Here is a 16,143-nt window from a genome sequence, read left to right as displayed (position 1 = left end):
GCAATAGCCGCTTTTTTTATAAACTTAATTTTTATTGCAAGGTTTCCCCTTGAGCAGCAGGGCGATTAGCTTCTATCATTTCTGCTATATCAACGCTCCCACCTGCTTGTTCCGCATCATATAATTGTTCGTCAATTTGTTGGTAAAAACTGAGCTCTTCATCTCCTAGGAAGTGAAGGCATTCACCACCGACAAAATATAATAGCTCACGGTGCATCAAAGGAACCAAGTTTGGGTAGCAGCGGATAAAGCGACTTAAAAGTTCCTGGGCATCAAAGAGAAAGTCAGGTTGAGCTTGGTTGCCGGAAGTAATTAGTTCATCCCACTTATTAATAAAATCTTGCTCTTCTTCAGCTAACTCAGAGCGATCAAAGGGATCATGCTCTTGGAAGCGTTGCTGAAGGTTTTGTAGGCGGCTAATAATAAATTGGATTCTAGAACTCACGAGAAATGAAACCTATCTTGATGGGTTTAAAGTGTATTAATTAAGAAGGTTATTATGGCATATGCTATTGAAATAAAGGACCTAAAAAAACGCTACGATAACGGTTTTGAGGCCTTAAAAGGGGTTGATCTAACTGTTGAGCAAGGTGATTTTTTTGCTTTGTTAGGACCGAATGGCGCGGGTAAGTCGACTACGATTGGGATTCTTTGTTCTTTGGTCAACAAATCCTCAGGTAGTGTACGTATCTTTGGCGAGGATATTGACCAAGATTTTGCCAAGGCAAAGTTACACCTTGGTGTGGTACCTCAAGAGTTTAACTTCAATGTTTTTGAGACGGTGTTTAACGTCGTGGTCACGCAGGCTGGCTTTTACGGAATACCATTGGAGTTAGCAAAAGAGCGGGCGGAAAAGTACCTTAAGCAACTTGATCTTTGGGATAAAAAAGACACGCAGTCTCGTATGCTATCAGGTGGTATGAAGCGTCGTTTAATGATTGCTCGTGCGCTAATACACGAGCCCAAAGTCTTAATCCTTGATGAGCCTACAGCAGGTGTTGATATTGAGCTGCGTCGTTCTATGTGGGAGTTCATTAAAGAGCTAAATAAGCACGGGACCACGATAATCCTAACGACCCATTATCTTGAAGAAGCGGAACAGCTTTGTCGCAACATTGCCATCATTAACAGTGGTGAAATTGTAGAGAACACCAGTGTTAAGGCGCTTTTAAAGACGTTAAGTAGTGAGATATTTGTACTGGATTTAGATCACTCTCTTTCAAGTGTTGAGCTGGACGGTTATGACATGAATTTAGTGGGTGATGGTTCTTCAATTGAGGTAGCCGTCATGAAAGGTCAAAACCTAAATGATGTGTTTAATTACTTAAATCAGCTGAAGGTCAAAGTCGTCAGTATGCGTAATAAGTCGAACCGTCTTGAAGAGCTATTTGTTAAATTGATTAAAGGAAGTAAGTAGCATGTCCTCGTCTGAAATTTGGATTGCCTTTTACACCATCTTGCGCCGAGAGATTCGCCGCTTTATGCGCATATGGCCGCAAACCCTTCTACCTCCTGCCATAACCATGACTCTTTATTTTGCGATCTTTGGTAATCTAATCGGAAGTCGTATAGGGGAAATGGGCGGCTTTAGTTATATGCAGTTCATCGTCCCAGGGCTGATCATGATGTCGGTGATCACCAATTCGTATTCAAATGTTGCCTCGTCGTTTTTTTCAGCCAAGTTTCAACATAGTGTTCAAGAGTTGCTGGTGTCGCCAACGCCTAATTGGGTCATTTTACTTGGCTATGTTTTAGGTGGTGTCGCTCGAGGTCTTTTTGTCGGAGCGATTGTGACAGTGTTGTCGCTGTTTTTTACACATATGCATCTACATAATTTACTACTAACGATGCTTATCGTATTCCTGACATCAGTGATGTTCTCGTTGGGAGGCTTTGTTAATGCCCTCTATGCACGCTCATTTGATGATGTGTCCATTGTGCCGACATTTATCTTAACGCCACTCACGTACCTTGGCGGGGTGTTTTACTCGATTAGTTTGCTGCCCGACCTTTGGCAAGGGATATCCATGCTAAATCCAGTGCTTTATATGGTAAATGCCTTCCGCTATGGGATTTTAGGCGTTTCAGATATTGACGTGACGTGGGCTTTGTTTATTATCGCTGCCTTTATCATTGCGTTATTTTATATTGGCTTATCTCTACTCAATCGCGGTAGAGGCATTAGAAGTTGAGGTGTTGAGCATGGGTTTTTTGCCCCTAGGACAGAAAACGGAATATGTGTCTGAGTACGATCCAGGATTGTTGTTTCCCATCCCACGCGTAGACAAGTGGAAAGACATGGGAATTGAGTCTGAGCGCTTACCTTTTCATGGTGAGGATATTTGGAATGCATATGAGTTGTCCTGGCTAAATAAAAAAGGCAAACCTATTGTTGCGACGGCTGAATTTCGTCTGCCTTGCCACTCGCCAAATATCATTGAGTCGAAGTCTTTCAAGTTGTACCTGAATTCGCTTAATCAGATGCGCTATGAAGATCAGTTTGAAGTACAAGAGCTGCTTGAAAAAGATCTATCAGCAGCGGCAGGTACCGATGTGACGGTGATCATACGTGATGTGGAAGCGATGGAAGCGCTTGTGGTGCTAACACCTGATTACTGCATCGATGATCTAGATGTTGAGATCGATGAATACCATCCAAATGCGGATCTTTTGACGATTGTTGACGGAGAGCAGGTAGAGGAACGTTTAGTGAGCCACTTGCTCAAATCAAACTGTCCTGTGACGAATCAGCCTGACTGGGGCTCTGTATTCATTGATTATCGTGGAGCTAAAATCGACCATGCTGGTCTACTAAAGTACGTTGCTTCATTCCGTGAACATACTGACTTTCACGAACAGTGTGTGGAGCGCATCTTCATCGATATCATGACAAAATGTCAGCCTGAGAGTTTGATTGTCTATGCACGCTATGTTCGTCGCGGCGGTTTAGATATCAACCCATATCGCTCGACAGATCCAATTGTCTTAGGTAATGATCGTTTAACAAGACAATAGTGTAATTACTCCGCTAGTCGTGTTGTTGACTAGCGGAGTGTTCCTAAGTATTTCCGTTCAAGATCTGAATAGGCAAGTTGTAATCTATCTAGTTCAAGGCTCTTCTTGTTATATTCATTTCGTAGTGTTTTTTCTGTTGAGCCAGACACCTGATTTAATAATGAGTCTTTCATGTGCTGAATTTGTCCCACTATATCTCGATGTTCTTCTCTAAGGGCTTCTAATTCCAACAGCTCTTTCGGTATATCCTCGGCATTAGCGCTATTGCGTTTATCTTTTGTTTGTCTTTCGATGCGCTCTCGCAGGGCAGCGTTTTCAGTTTCAGCACTTTCAAGTTCTTGAGCCAATAATTGCACACAGGTCTCAGACTCTTTAAGCATTTGCTCTAGGCTCAGCACTTCTTTTTCTTGCTCTGAAATTGATTGAGCCTGCTCAGGAGTGTCTTTATTAAGGTTTGCAAAGCCTCCTAGAATAGACTCTAGCGCATCCCGCTTATTTGAAGATAATGTTTGGTATTCACCTAAAACGCCACCCTCGCTTGACTTCAGTTGCTCATCAATGGCTTCGAGCTGCTTATCCTTATCGTCAATCTCTTGCTTAAGTGATGAAATGGACAAGTTAGTACTTTCGAGCTCCGATTGTAGTTGTTCAATTAAAGAGCGAGACTCATTAGCGAGGCGCTCCATACGGCTAATGGCCATTTGCTGGGCTTTCTCTTTCTGGTCGCCTTTATCATTAGCACTATCCTTAAGCTGGGCTTGTAAATGTTCGATAATGGCCTGTTGGCGCTTCGATAAACGCTCTAACTGATGAAGGTGGCGCGTAGAGCCGTGTTGAATTTGAGGCGTGTCTTTTGGTGTTGCTTGAGCTGTTTGCTTGAGGTCCTGATTATAATGTGCATGCTCTTCTAGTTTACTAACTTGATTCTGCTGTTTTTTTAGTTCATTACGTAAACGTTGTAACTCAGTCTCTTTAACTTTGAGCTTGTTCAGTTTCTTTTCAGCAAACTCGATACTCTTGTGAAGCTCCCCATGTAGTTCTCTTTGGTTGGTTACAAGTTCCTCTTTTGAAATGAGCAACTCACTGGCTTGGATGAACTCTGCGTCTGTTTCTTTCAGTGTTTCAGTAAGAGAATGCTTCGTTAAATTTCGGTTCTTAACGCTTTCAAGGGTGCTAATAATGCTGGCCATAAATCGATTTAAAATCGCTTGAGGCTTTTCGGTTTCATCATTGAGTAAGATAGCACGTTCAGCCTTCACAAGAGTGCCCCAAAGTTTAAAGCGTGTGACGGCTTCTAAATCGTCGGATGTACGTAAGCTTTTCAGAACATCGGCAGCTTCATTGGCTTGAAGTTCTAAGGCTTTTGCAAATGCTTTAAAAGGGGATTGCTCATCACCTTTAGCTGAACCATTAACTTGAAGAGTGGTGTTTTCTTCGATGCTAACAGATTCATCCGACTCGACAGAAACTGTTTGTTTGTCTTCAGAAGGTTTGCTTAGTTTTTTAGCGCGCCATAGAATCCACAGTGATGCGATGGCCATGACGGTGACGGCTTCCAGTAAGACCCATAGAACCCATTTTTCCATAATGCCTGCCTCATAAATGAGAGTCGTTTAGATTTACTTGTCTCAGCACATTCGTTATCTTTAGGTATATATATATGATACTAACGGAATTTTTCACGCTATGAGTAAAGATTTTTTACGATTTATGCGAGATCGTGTATCTCGAAATCAACTTGCTGAGCCGGCACCTTCTAAGGAAGAGTGGTTTGATATTCTGGATGCGGCAAGTCGTGCGGCAGATCATGGCTCGTTAAAGCCTTGGCGTTTTAAAGTGTTTAGCGGCTCAGGTCGTGAGCAAGTTGGCCAAGTTTATTGGCAGCATGCGAAAAGTGAAGTCCCTGAGTTGACGGATGATAAAGCGGAAACTTTTATTAAGAAAGCCTTCCGAGCCCCTGCTATTTTGCTTATTTACGCGGACATTGTGCATCATCCAAAGGTGCCTGAGTTTGAACAACTTATGGCGGCTTCAGCCGCTGCACAACAGACATTGTTGGGGTTGGATGCGCTCGGCTATGGTGGCATCTGGAGAACAGGGCCTGCGGTATTTACCGATGCTGCTAAGGACTTATTCGATCTTAATGAAAACCAACAGGTTGTTGGCTTGATTTACGCTGGAACACCGACACAAACTCCCAATCGAGTAGCTGATACAGGTCTTGAAGAAAGATTAAGCTTTGTCGATTTTTAGGTCTAATGGATGATTTAGAGTTTTCGAAATCGTTCGAGAACTCTAAATTAACCTAACGATTTCGCTAAGCATGACGTCCATCGTTATTGGGCATGGAGCCTGCTTTACTCTTAGCGCAAGAGGCGTGTTGGCTGGATATTGATGGGCCTATATTGCTATCGGAAGATCGTATACCAAGCCTAGCTTATCATGATGGCACAGTCGCTCCCGTTGATGGAGTGTGGGGGTAAGCAAAAGTCTCATTGGGTCGCTAAAAACATTTGCAATTCAATGACTTCATCGCTATGATACGCGCCACGTTTCGCAGTTCTGCGGACAAAAAGTTTTGGTGAGCTGTCCGAGTGGCCGAAGGAGCACGCCTGGAAAGCGTGTATGTCGAAAGGCATCAAGAGTTCGAATCTCTTGCTCACCGCCATCATCTCAGAAAAGACGTCCAAGGACGTCTTTTTTTGTGTCAAAAATTCAATAAAATCAATGATTTATGTTCAATAGCGTCTATATTGAACGATTACGTCCAAGAAAAAAGTGTAGTGCAAAAAGTATGACTAATCTTTCATCTAATTAGAGTCATACACTTTTCGATTAAACGTAATATGCCTATCTCAAACCTTAAAATCAGTATTTTCAACGTTTAATAGCTTTTAAGTTATTGTAATTAAAAATAAAAATTGGTTTTGTGTATGACGGTGTTTTTCGTGATTTTTCTCGTTGAGTCAGTCATACACTAGCTGATTCAGGAGGCATCATGGCAGGTTTAAATAGGCTAACCGTCAAACAAATCCAAAACCTGAAGTCAATCGACGGTAAATCCTTCCGAAAATCAGATGGGGGCGGCCTTTACATATACGTAAAACCAAACGACTCAAAATTTTGGGAGTTCAGGTATACCAGGCCAGTAACGGGTAAAAAAACGTTTATAGGTATTGGACCATTCCCAGATGTGTCTCTTTCAGAAGCTAGGGACAAGGCTCTTGAAATGCGTAAGCTCTTGCATGAGGGAATTGACCCGCAGATAGATCGTATTGAGAGAAAAGCCAAACTCAAGCTATTGCAGACTTATACTTTGAAGTACGTTGCAAACCAGTGGCGGGAGTTAAAGGTTAGTCAAATAAAAGATAAAACGATGCTTGATAACTGGCGTAAACTTGAAAAGTATGAGTTTCATAAACTTGGCGACATTCCAGTCAAGTCTTTGAGTGCTCCAATTGTAATAGAAGTGCTTCGTGAGCCCGAAAGCATCGGTAAATTGGAAACTGTTAAGCGAACAGCACAGCTTCTTAATGAGATCATGAATTTTGCAGTAAACAGTGGGTTCATTGATCATAACCCTCTTTCAGGCATAAGAGATGTGTTCAAGAAGCCTGTTGTTGAGCACATGAAAGCTTTAAGCCCACATGAAGTAACGGATCTAATGAGGGCGCTTGGTCATGCCAATCTATATGTTGTAACCCGCTATCTGATTGAATGGCAACTTCATACAATGACACGCCCAGCTGAAGCTGCAGGTACAAGATGGGATGAAATCGACTTTGAAAGCAAAGTTTGGGTGATCCCTGATTCAAGAATGAAAATGAAACGTGAACACCGTGTTCCGTTGACCGACGAGACTCTATCTATACTTGATGGTGTTAAAGCGCTTACATCTAATAGTCCTTATGTATTCCCTTCAACTAGAAGTAACAGTCGCCATGTTGATCCAGAGTCAATAAACAAAGCTTTAAAGCGGATTGGGCTTCAAAATCGCACCACTACTCATGGGCTACGTTCGCTGGCAAGCACGACGCTTAATGAGTGGGGAGAGGACCCTGATTTGATTGAAGTAGCTCTTGCCCATATTGGCAAGGATAAAATACGTAACGCCTATAACCGAACAGATTATCTTGAGCGACGTCGAGAAATGATGCAGCGATGGAGTAGCTATTTCGGGGTTTTGTGTTGGACTTATTTCTAGTGAAACTCGCTGCTTCGGTGATCGTCACATCAACTATAACCCATTCTTTAAAATAGATGCCGGAGTTGGATACGCATTTGTTAACTTTTTTGAGGAGTTTATGACCCAGCTTATGCTTCTATTGCAAATGACGGAAATTCTTAGTGGTTGTGTGGTCAGGGGCGCGCCTTCTACCGAGAGACCAGAAAACAGTTGCATAGAGGTATCTTTTAAAGTGCACCTGCCATCGCTGAATCACTGGAATGCCAGCCTAGTTATGCTGTACCAGTTCCGCATAAAGTGAATACGTAGCAAAGTAGACAAGGGATGTGAGCACTTAACATGGTCAACTGTTCTGACTACTATTTGCACAATTTGTAATTGCTCGTATTTTTTTTGGGGGGGGGGTAAAATGTTATGAACAATGAGTGTAATTTTTGTACAGGGTTTGTATGTTAGGTAAAAAACTGTTGTCAGATATATTTGTAGAAACACTTGAGCAAGCTATGGATAGTGTTGTTGTTATCGATACAAAAAATGATGTCATTTTGTATAATCATGCAGCAGAGAATTTGTGGGGCTACAAAAAAAATGAGGTTATAGGGGAAAATGTTAAAATTCTCGTTCCTGATCACATAAAACCAAACCATGACCGATATGTAAGCGCTAACCGTGAAACCGGGAAGAATAAAATTGTTGGTACTAATCGTGAAGTGGAAATAGCATGTAAAGATGGCTCTACAAAATGGGGCTCCATGTCTATTTCAAAAGTAACCGTAGATGGTGAAAACTTATACACTGCTTTTATTAAAGATGTGACCGCCGAGGTCGTGGAAAGAAAACGCGTAGAAATGCTCTCTCTGGTGACAGACAAGACGGATAACGCCATTCTTATTACTGATGCAACTTGGCGTGTTATTTATGTTAATAAAGGCTTCTCGAATATTTTAGGGTTTGAGAGTGATGATGTTTTAGGTCGTACTCCAATATCGATTATTGCCCCTCATTTTAGCGACAACCAGATAGCTAAAGTACATACCACGTTAAAAAATGGCGTGGCAATTAAAGTGGATGAACTTATTCAAACGAAAAGTGGTCAGAAACTTTGGTGTTCTGTGATGAGTAATCCCGTTTTTAATGAGGCAGACGAGCTGACTCATATTGTAACTATATTTTCTGAAATAACCAAAACTAAGCTACATGAAGTTCTCCATGCCAAGATTCTTGGTGCTATAGCAAGAGATGAGCCGCTAGAGATTATTATGGAGTCTGTTTGTAATGAGATAAGTAAGATCATAGGGGATATCACGCCAGCCATATTGAAAGTAGATGATGGTAGTTGTTTGCAGCTATTATCATCTCCTAATTTACCTAGTGACTATAGAAAGCTTTTACAGAATATTCGAATTGGTAAATCTGTTGCGTCGTCAGGTACTGCTGCACACCTAGGGAAACCCGTATTGGTTACTGATATTGAAAGTGATCCGTTATGGAAGGACTATCGTGATAAAATTTTGCCTTTCGGTTACAAAAGCTGTTGGTCTACACCTATTCAAGGAAATAATAATGAGTCTATTGGCGTTGTTGCATTCTATAGAAAAAATAATGAAGCACCTTCACCTTTGGAGATCCAATTAGTTAATATTTTGATGCCATTATGTGCTTTAGCAATAGAAAGAGATAAGCAGCAAGAAGATATTAGACGTCTTGCCTATTACGATAGTTTAACTAAATTACCAAATCGAAGCATGCTTCATGCTAAAGCTGAGCAGGCCTTAAGAGAAGTGAAACAGAGCAAGGAGCATTTAGCTGTTCTCTTTTTAGATTTAGACCGTTTCAAACAGATAAATGATTCTTTAGGGCATCCAGCTGGAGATAAATTCTTGATAGAAGTCGCCAGAAGAATAAAGAAAAAATGCGTAAATTTGGATATTTGTGGTCGTTTATCTGGTGATGAATTCCTTCTGATTATTTTAGGAAAAGATTCTGATGAACTTAATCATTTCATTGAAGACCTAAGGCTTTTCATTTCTCAACCCATAGAAATAGATGAAACCAAGGTGACACCCTCTGTTAGTATTGGCGTTAGTATTTTTCCTGAAGATGGTCACGATATCGGCACTCTTATCCATCGGGCCGATATGGCAATGTATCAAGCGAAAATTGCTGGAAAAGGGCGCTTTTCATTTTTCAGCCATGAATTAAACCAATTAGCTCAGGAGCGACAGGAGCTTGAAGTTGAGCTTCAGAGCGCTATTTTGAATGGGGAGCTAGAGCTAAACTATCAGCCTCAAATTCATATGAAAACAGGTGAATTGTATGGTGTTGAGGCATTAGCTAGATGGAATCACCCTAAGTTTGGTGCGGTGTCCCCAGGTAAATTTATACCTTTAGCCGAAGAGTGTGGTCTTATTGGTGATCTTAGCCGGTGGGCGCTAAAAACTGCCTGTAGACAAATGTCTGTTTGGCGAAATAAAGGGGTAGCTATTCCTGCAGTATCAATAAATTTATCGCCCCTCAATTTTCATAATATGGACCTTTGTAATCTTATTGTGAGTGAATTGGAACTATATAATCTTAAGGTTTCAGATCTTACGTTAGAGTTAACAGAAAATGTTCTTCTTGATACAAATCCGAGTACCATGCAAGTTCTTCATGATATTCATGAAAAAGGAATTCGATTTTCAATTGATGATTTTGGCACAGGTTATTCAAGCATGAGTTACTTAAGAAAAATCCCTATCAAAGAGCTTAAATTAGATCGTAGCTTTGTATCTGAGCTTGAAATTGATAGTACTAGCCAGGCATTGAGTCAAGCAGTCTTGCAAATAGGTGAAAGTCTTAAACTAGATGTTGTTGCAGAAGGTATCGAAAGAAATGAACAGTTCAGTATTTTAAAAGATCAAGGTTATCACGTTGCTCAAGGCTTTTTGTTCTCTAGACCACTGAACTCGACTGAGATAGAGATTTGGTTAAAGAGCTTTCAAAAAAATATAACTCCCAAGGATGAAGAATATGTTGTTTCATAAAAAAAAGCTCTTAAGTCGAATCGATGAATTGGAAGATGAATTAACTGTTTTCCATAACATTCAAAAAGATCTTGTTGAAGAAATGCTGTACTTTGCTGTAGATAAGCAAGGTAAGTTTATTGAAGCCAATCCTTCTTTTCTTTCGTCTTGTGGCTTTCGATTTGAAGAATTAGGAGCATTAGCCGATCATATTTCCCCGAAAGCAAAGCATAAAGAGCACTCACAGAAAATGCTGGATGCGATCCATAATGGTCATCACTGGCATGGAGCTATGCAGTTTGTGGCCAAAGGTGGAGAAGAACACTGGTATCGTGTCATTATGCAGCCAGTACCTGTCGAAGGTGGTAAGCATATTCATGCGTACTGTGCTGAGCTTACACGAACTATTTCGCAATCACGCCAACATGAAGATATGCTAGCGGCACTAGATCGCTCACTAGCCGTGATTGAATTTAGTCCCGATGGTGTCATTTTGGATGCGAATAACAATTTCCTTCAAAACATGGGTTATAGCAAGAGCGAGATACTTGGTAAGCATCACCGCATTTTTTGTGATGCTAGTGAAACTCAGTCTCCAGAATACCAAGAGTTTTGGCGTACATTAGCCTCTGGCAAATTCTATTCAGGCCGATTTCGTCGCATCGATAGCCGTGGGCAAGATGTCTGGCTAGAAGCTACTTACAACCCAATACATGATGAGCATGAAAATTTATACAAAGTTGTTAAATTTGCATCAGTTATTACCGATCAAGTGAATCGAGAAAACGCCATTGCTGAAGCTTCTGAGGTAGCGTACAACATTTCACAACAAACGGGACAACAAACCTCCAAAGGTATTGAAGTCATTGACGCAACCATCAAGACAATGCAGGACTTGTCATCAAGAATGGGCAATGCCAGTGCAGGCATTACCGAGTTAGATGCCCAATCAGCAAGAGTTGCTGATTTGGTAGAAAGCATTCGCGGCATCGCTGATCAGACGAACCTTTTAGCATTGAACGCAGCGATTGAGGCTGCAAGAGCTGGTGAGCAAGGACGCGGATTTGCTGTAGTGGCCGACGAAGTTCGACAGCTAGCATCAAGAACCAGCTCAGCAACCGAGCAGATCATTGAAGTCGTAAGTGTGAACAAGAAGCTTACTGAACAAGCAGTAAGCCTTATTAAAGAAAGCTTAGATGAAGTCAACGAAGCACACCGCCTATCAGGGGAAGCAGGCATTGTGATCAATGAGATTCAACTCGGAGCACAAGAAGTCGTCGATGCAGTCGATCAATTCAAGCGAAGCCTTTAGGCTTCGCTCTCCTAATTACCTACGTAAAAAACTCTGTTGCGGGGCCAAATTTTTTGCGGAGTGCGATATTAACGTTCGTATCCTGATCTAAGGGGGAGACATTAAATCAATTTTACCTTTTTCTCATTAGCGATAACTTTTTGTACGGTTCCTAACAGCTAGTCAGAAATACACACGATTCTTTCATCTATCGGGCTAATCGCACTTGCGGTGATCTTTAGCATGTTAGCTCTATGAAATTTTCTGGAGCTGACAATGAGAACCCCTTTGTTACCTTGGTTCATCCTATGGTTGACCATCCCAATAAAGTCAATGAGTTGTGTTTAACGATGTTCTTTTTGAACGGTAAAAACATTTTTTGCGCATGCTGATAGGGCTATATATCGCTCCAAGCAAGCAAGAAGAATAAAGTGTCCTGCGTAAAGTATCTCTAGTTTGACATAGCGCTACCTAATATTTTGTCTGAAGATATGAAATAATGAATCGAAACAGATCGAGTAAAGGTGTGAGTGATAAAGTACATTACTTCCTAACTCTTTAGGAGCAACTACGTTACAATTAGTATATGGCTTTATAGCTTTGGATGGAGTGGACTCATGACATTAAACAGCAAAGAAAAAGAGCAATTTGTTTTGCTCAGGGCAATATTTCACCATATTAGCGATGCTGTTTACATCATTGATCCTCTTACCTCTAATATCATTGATAGCAACAAAGCGGGTTATGAAGATCTTGGGATGGAGCTTTCCGAGCTGCTTTCTCAAAGTGTTCTGAGTTTACAACAAGATGTTTTAGACATGACACATTGGAATGATATTCTAGCCGTGATGAGATCCAAAGAAACCTATGTTTTTTTGGGGCATCATATAAGAAAAGATGGCAGTGTTTTTCCTGTTGAGGTGCATACTAACTTCATCGTCCATGAAAATAAAGAATATCTAATTTCCATTGCTAGAGATATCACAGAGAGGGTCCAGTTAGAAAATGTCTTGAAAGAGCGTACGCCCCAACTCAGTTATGTTTTAAATGTTGCAGGTGATGGTCTTTGGGATTGGAATTTGCAGAATGATGAAGTCTTTTTTAGCCCTCAGTTAAAGCAGATGCTTGGTTATGGGCCTCACGAAATGCAACCTCATTTGGACACTTGGACTTCAAATGTTCACCCAGAAGACTTAGAGCGAGTCTATCAGGTGTTACAGAAGCATTTACAAGGCGAGGTACCACGTTATGAAGCAGAATATCGATTAAAAAATCGCAGTGGTCAGTATATCTGGGTTTTTGATCATGGTGCGGTTTGTGAAAGAGGTGAAAGTGGGAAGCCGTTACGTGTTATAGGAATGGTCCACAATATAAGCACTCGTAAAGATCTTGAGAATAAACTTCATCAGCGCGCTACACAAGATGAGTTAACCAAGCTACTGAATCGATACGCTGGCTACAAGCAATTCTCAACTTTATTAGACCTTGCCAAAAAGGATCAGACGAAACTTTCCGTTGCTTTAATTGATCTTGACCATTTCAAACGGATCAATGATTTAAATGGTCACTTAGTGGGCGATGAAGTCCTTAAAAGGACCGCCAAAGCCATGAGTGACGAGTTGCGTAAAAGTGACGTATTACTAAGATGGGGCGGAGAAGAGTTCCTCTTGATCATGCCTAACACTGAATTACAAGAAGCCTATGCAATCTGCAGCCATTTCCAAGAGTGTTTAAATATGTCGGTTGAACGCTGTGACCTTTTGCCATTCAAAGTGACTTTCAGTGGTGGTATTGCTTGTTATCCAAATCATGGTTGTACTATTGAAGACATCGTTAAAGCAGCGGATGAAGCGCTTTATCAAGCTAAGGGGCTGGGCAGGAACCAGCTTCGTATAAAAGGATTTCCTTCTTGAGTAATTATGTGCAGATATAAGCTTATCTAGCCATATTACATCTGAGTGGCTAGATAAGCTTATAAAAAAGACTATAGTTTATTCAAACTTATAATTTAGACGAGCAAGAATACTTCGTGGTGTTCCCGGCATCGAACTGGAGCGCCAATACTCTTTGTCAAGTAAGTTTGTAACTGCCAAGGATGTACGCCAATTGCCAACATTATATCCAATAGCAGTATCCACCCGATTGAAGCCATTTAATTTACTTGTATTAGATGAGTTTGTCCAAATATCTCCAACGTGTGTGATGCCAATTTCAGCGTAAGAGTTTGAAGTTGGCAAATACCTGATAAAAATATTCCCGGTATGTCGTGGCACGCCTGATAAGCTATTGCCCTCATTTTCTGGCGTTGTTTTATCTTCTTTTACGATGGCTTTATTGTAGCCTAAGCCACCTCGAACAAATATTTTTTCTGCCACTTGACCGGTAAAGCTTAGCTCGACACCTTTTGATTCCTGCTCTCCTTGAAGTGCCCAATAATATGGATCGTTCTCCGGGTCAGGACGATAACGTATATTGCTTTTTTTAATATCAAAGACGGCAAGTTGAGTCACCAAGCGCTGATTCAACCAGTCACTTTTAATGCCTATTTCATATTGATCATTGTACTGTGGCTCAGCATTAAATAGATCCAAATCTTGATTAGCTCGAACGCTATTTACGCTGACTCTCCCGCCAAATGGCGCATAGCTTCGACTGTATGATGAGTATACCGAATGTTGAGGAAGAGGGCGCCAGACGACACCAATATTTGGGCTGAACGTAGAATCACTGATTTTGCGTTCGTAGTCGCTATCAGAGGCATCAAGTAACTTATTTTGAGCGGTGCTTTCGTATTCATCAAATCTAATTCCTAACATTAAGTCAACATTAGGTGAGAGACTGATTAAGTCTTGAGCGAAAACACCATAATTGATTGAATCATAATAATTATGAGTGTTAATTTCCAATGCTCCAGTGCCTCTTGAGCTGCTTTTCTCGCCAGTTAAAGGATTTACATAACCGTATATTTCTGAACCGTCTTGGTTGGTATTGGCTAGCTTTGGTTCACGTTCTTCTAATGACATATCTACGCCAAAAACTAATCTATGACGAAGTCCCCCTATAACAAGATCACCCAAAAGGCTGACATTATTCGCAAGTGTGCTATTACTGGTTTCTTGCCAATAATATACTTGGCTGATGTCGCCAACATGACCTTCACAACTTCCCCCACGTCTTACAACGGTGGAATCGGACTCGCAATAAGTCCCTGAATAGAAGTGATCAAAGTTCTGATATGCCTCCCTGTAGCTCGCTGCCCATTTTAATTGCCAATGATCACTCATAGAGTAAGTTAAATCCGACCGCAGTACTTGTAATTCATCCTCTACAAAATCACCAGGCTGAGCAAAACCAAGGTCTAAAGAAGTGCCCGCTGGCAGTGAGTCATAGGAAGGTCCTCTGTCAGGTACGCGATCTAAATTGTCATATGTGTACTGTCCTGTCCATTTTAGGTTTTTGTCATTGTCATAAGTAACGCTTGGGGAAATCATATCGATGTCTGTTTCAATGCCATCTCGAAAACTTCCACTTTCTCCATGCTCTCCCGTTAATCTTACCGCCCAGTGGTCAGAAACAATATTATTGACGTCTAATGTAACTCCATGACTGTCGTTTGAGCCCACGTAAGCGCCAACCGAGCTTGTAGATTCAAAGTTTGCTGATTTAGAAACCATATTGATAACACCGCCACCGCCACTACGGCCATATAAGACAGATGCAGGTCCTTTTAATATTTCTATGCGCTCAACATTTGCAGTACTACGACGAACTTGTCCGCTTTCACGAATACCGTCTCGATAAATATCTCCATTATTTGCATCGAAACCACGTAACATTATGCCATCGCCTCGCATGTCATAAGAAGTTGCAACACCAGGAGTGCCTTGTAACATGACGCTCAGGTCATTCGAGCCGTACAGCTTGTATTTTTGAACATCAATGGTGTCAATGGTCTGAGGGATTTCTTTTTTATCAAGGTTATTTCGAGTGACATTTGCCTGTTTGTAGTCAACATAAGTTCTAGAAGGGTCTTCTTCTTCCATTCCTTCAATAACAAAAGTAGGCAAGGTAACGCTTGAGTTCTCTTCGGCGCACACTACGCCGATTAGGACAATATTAGAGCATGCTATAAGTTTTGTAAGGGCTCGATGGTTTTTTTTAGGCATACAAAATAACATTCCAAAAAAGTTAATAAAGGTTAGTAAATTTTATGTAAATAATAGTAAATTTACAAATAATAATTATTTCTATTTGGTTTTTTGGGCTCTAGATTCAAGCATTGAGTTAGTTGATCTCAGCTAGCAAAGTGACGCTCGACAAAATAATGATGTATATGGACCTAAAGCTAGGGATAAACCTCTTAAGAAGTGGTGTTACTATGAAACATCCTTTAAGGAATGAGGTGAGGGTGAGTTGGTGGCTTGTGCTTATTGAATTGAAACTTGAGCTCAAGTAAGTGATATAACCACAAGGTTAATAGGTGGCCTTCAGTTGATTGGTAAAATATTCAATGAAATTTCCGCCTGTATGGGAGTTGCTCTGCACCCCGAAGGCGGTAATGAGGCGGGGGAATCAGTTCATAGCTTTGATTATGCTACGTAAAGCCCTGAACGTAACGGTAAAAATTAAGTGCAGTTTTTTAGTGC

The 16,143-nt window shown here is 41.0% G+C and carries 11 protein-coding genes, 1 tRNA gene and 1 pseudogene; 10 read left to right on the top strand and 3 right to left on the bottom strand.

Going from position 1 to position 16,143, the window contains the following annotated elements; all coding sequences use genetic code 11:
* Positions 1–31 precede the first annotated feature (31 nt).
* Positions 32–445, bottom strand: a complete 414-nt coding sequence (locus ACXAC1_RS18460; protein ID WP_475063416.1) for a PA2817 family protein — start codon at positions 443–445, stop codon at positions 32–34.
* 54 nt (positions 446–499) lie between these two features.
* Between ACXAC1_RS18460 and ACXAC1_RS18455 the strand changes: the two genes are divergently transcribed.
* From ACXAC1_RS18455 to queF, 3 genes are read left to right on the top strand one after another with little or no spacing between them, the layout of a single operon-like run.
* A complete protein-coding gene (locus ACXAC1_RS18455) occupies positions 500–1,417 on the top strand; it encodes an ABC transporter ATP-binding protein (protein ID WP_475063414.1) in 918 nt (305 codons plus the stop codon).
* Between the two features lies 1 nt (position 1,418).
* Positions 1,419–2,192 (top strand): ABC transporter permease, encoded by a 774-nt coding sequence (locus tag ACXAC1_RS18450; protein WP_475063412.1) that lies wholly within the window; start codon positions 1,419–1,421, stop codon positions 2,190–2,192.
* Positions 2,193–2,202: 10 nt separating this feature from the next.
* Positions 2,203–3,015, top strand: coding sequence for an NADPH-dependent 7-cyano-7-deazaguanine reductase QueF (gene queF, locus ACXAC1_RS18445; RefSeq protein ID WP_475063410.1), 813 nt, complete (start codon positions 2,203–2,205; stop codon positions 3,013–3,015).
* 29 nt (positions 3,016–3,044) lie between these two features.
* Here the strand turns inward: queF and ACXAC1_RS18440 are convergent, their stop codons facing one another.
* Positions 3,045–4,601 (bottom strand): hypothetical protein, encoded by a 1,557-nt coding sequence (locus ACXAC1_RS18440; RefSeq protein WP_475063409.1) that lies wholly within the window; start codon positions 4,599–4,601, stop codon positions 3,045–3,047.
* Between the two features lie 100 nt (positions 4,602–4,701).
* On the opposite strand from ACXAC1_RS18440, the gene ACXAC1_RS18435 reads away from it, so the two are divergent.
* The 7 genes and pseudogenes from ACXAC1_RS18435 (at position 4,702) to ACXAC1_RS18405 (ending at position 13,410) form a co-directional block, all read left to right on the top strand.
* Positions 4,702–5,268 carry a nitroreductase family protein gene (locus tag ACXAC1_RS18435; RefSeq protein WP_475063407.1) on the top strand — a complete coding sequence of 189 codons (567 nt, stop codon included), beginning with the start codon at positions 4,702–4,704 and terminating at the stop codon, positions 5,266–5,268.
* 327 nt (positions 5,269–5,595) lie between these two features.
* A tRNA-Ser gene (locus ACXAC1_RS18430) sits at positions 5,596–5,683 on the top strand.
* 330 nt (positions 5,684–6,013) lie between these two features.
* Positions 6,014–7,219: a tyrosine-type recombinase/integrase gene (locus tag ACXAC1_RS18425; RefSeq protein WP_475063406.1), complete on the top strand. Its 1,206-nt coding sequence runs from the start codon at positions 6,014–6,016 to the stop codon at positions 7,217–7,219.
* A gap of 431 nt (positions 7,220–7,650) precedes the next feature.
* The gene (locus tag ACXAC1_RS18420; protein ID WP_475063404.1) at positions 7,651–10,227 is read left to right on the top strand and encodes an EAL domain-containing protein; all 2,577 of its coding nucleotides are present in this window, start codon (positions 7,651–7,653) and stop codon (positions 10,225–10,227) included.
* Positions 10,205–10,984 (top strand): annotated as a pseudogene (locus tag ACXAC1_RS18415) (PAS domain-containing protein); the annotation flags it as partial. The gene ACXAC1_RS18420 and the pseudogene ACXAC1_RS18415, both read left to right, overlap by 23 nt.
* Positions 10,979–11,518 carry a methyl-accepting chemotaxis protein gene (locus ACXAC1_RS18410; RefSeq protein WP_475063856.1) on the top strand — a complete coding sequence of 180 codons (540 nt, stop codon included), beginning with the start codon at positions 10,979–10,981 and terminating at the stop codon, positions 11,516–11,518. The pseudogene ACXAC1_RS18415 and the gene ACXAC1_RS18410, both read left to right, overlap by 6 nt.
* Before the next feature lie 596 nt (positions 11,519–12,114).
* Entirely contained in the window at positions 12,115–13,410 is a 1,296-nt protein-coding gene (locus ACXAC1_RS18405; protein ID WP_475063403.1) for a sensor domain-containing diguanylate cyclase, read from the top strand.
* Between the two features lie 78 nt (positions 13,411–13,488).
* On the opposite strand, the gene ACXAC1_RS18400 is transcribed toward ACXAC1_RS18405, so the two are convergent.
* Positions 13,489–15,663, bottom strand: coding sequence for a TonB-dependent receptor (locus tag ACXAC1_RS18400; RefSeq protein ID WP_475063402.1), 2,175 nt, complete (start codon positions 15,661–15,663; stop codon positions 13,489–13,491).
* Between the last annotated feature and the right edge of the window lie 480 nt (positions 15,664–16,143).

The organism is Marinomonas sp. AWM4_232 (assembly GCF_056158325.1).
This window is presented reverse-complemented; position numbering and strand designations above follow the sequence as displayed.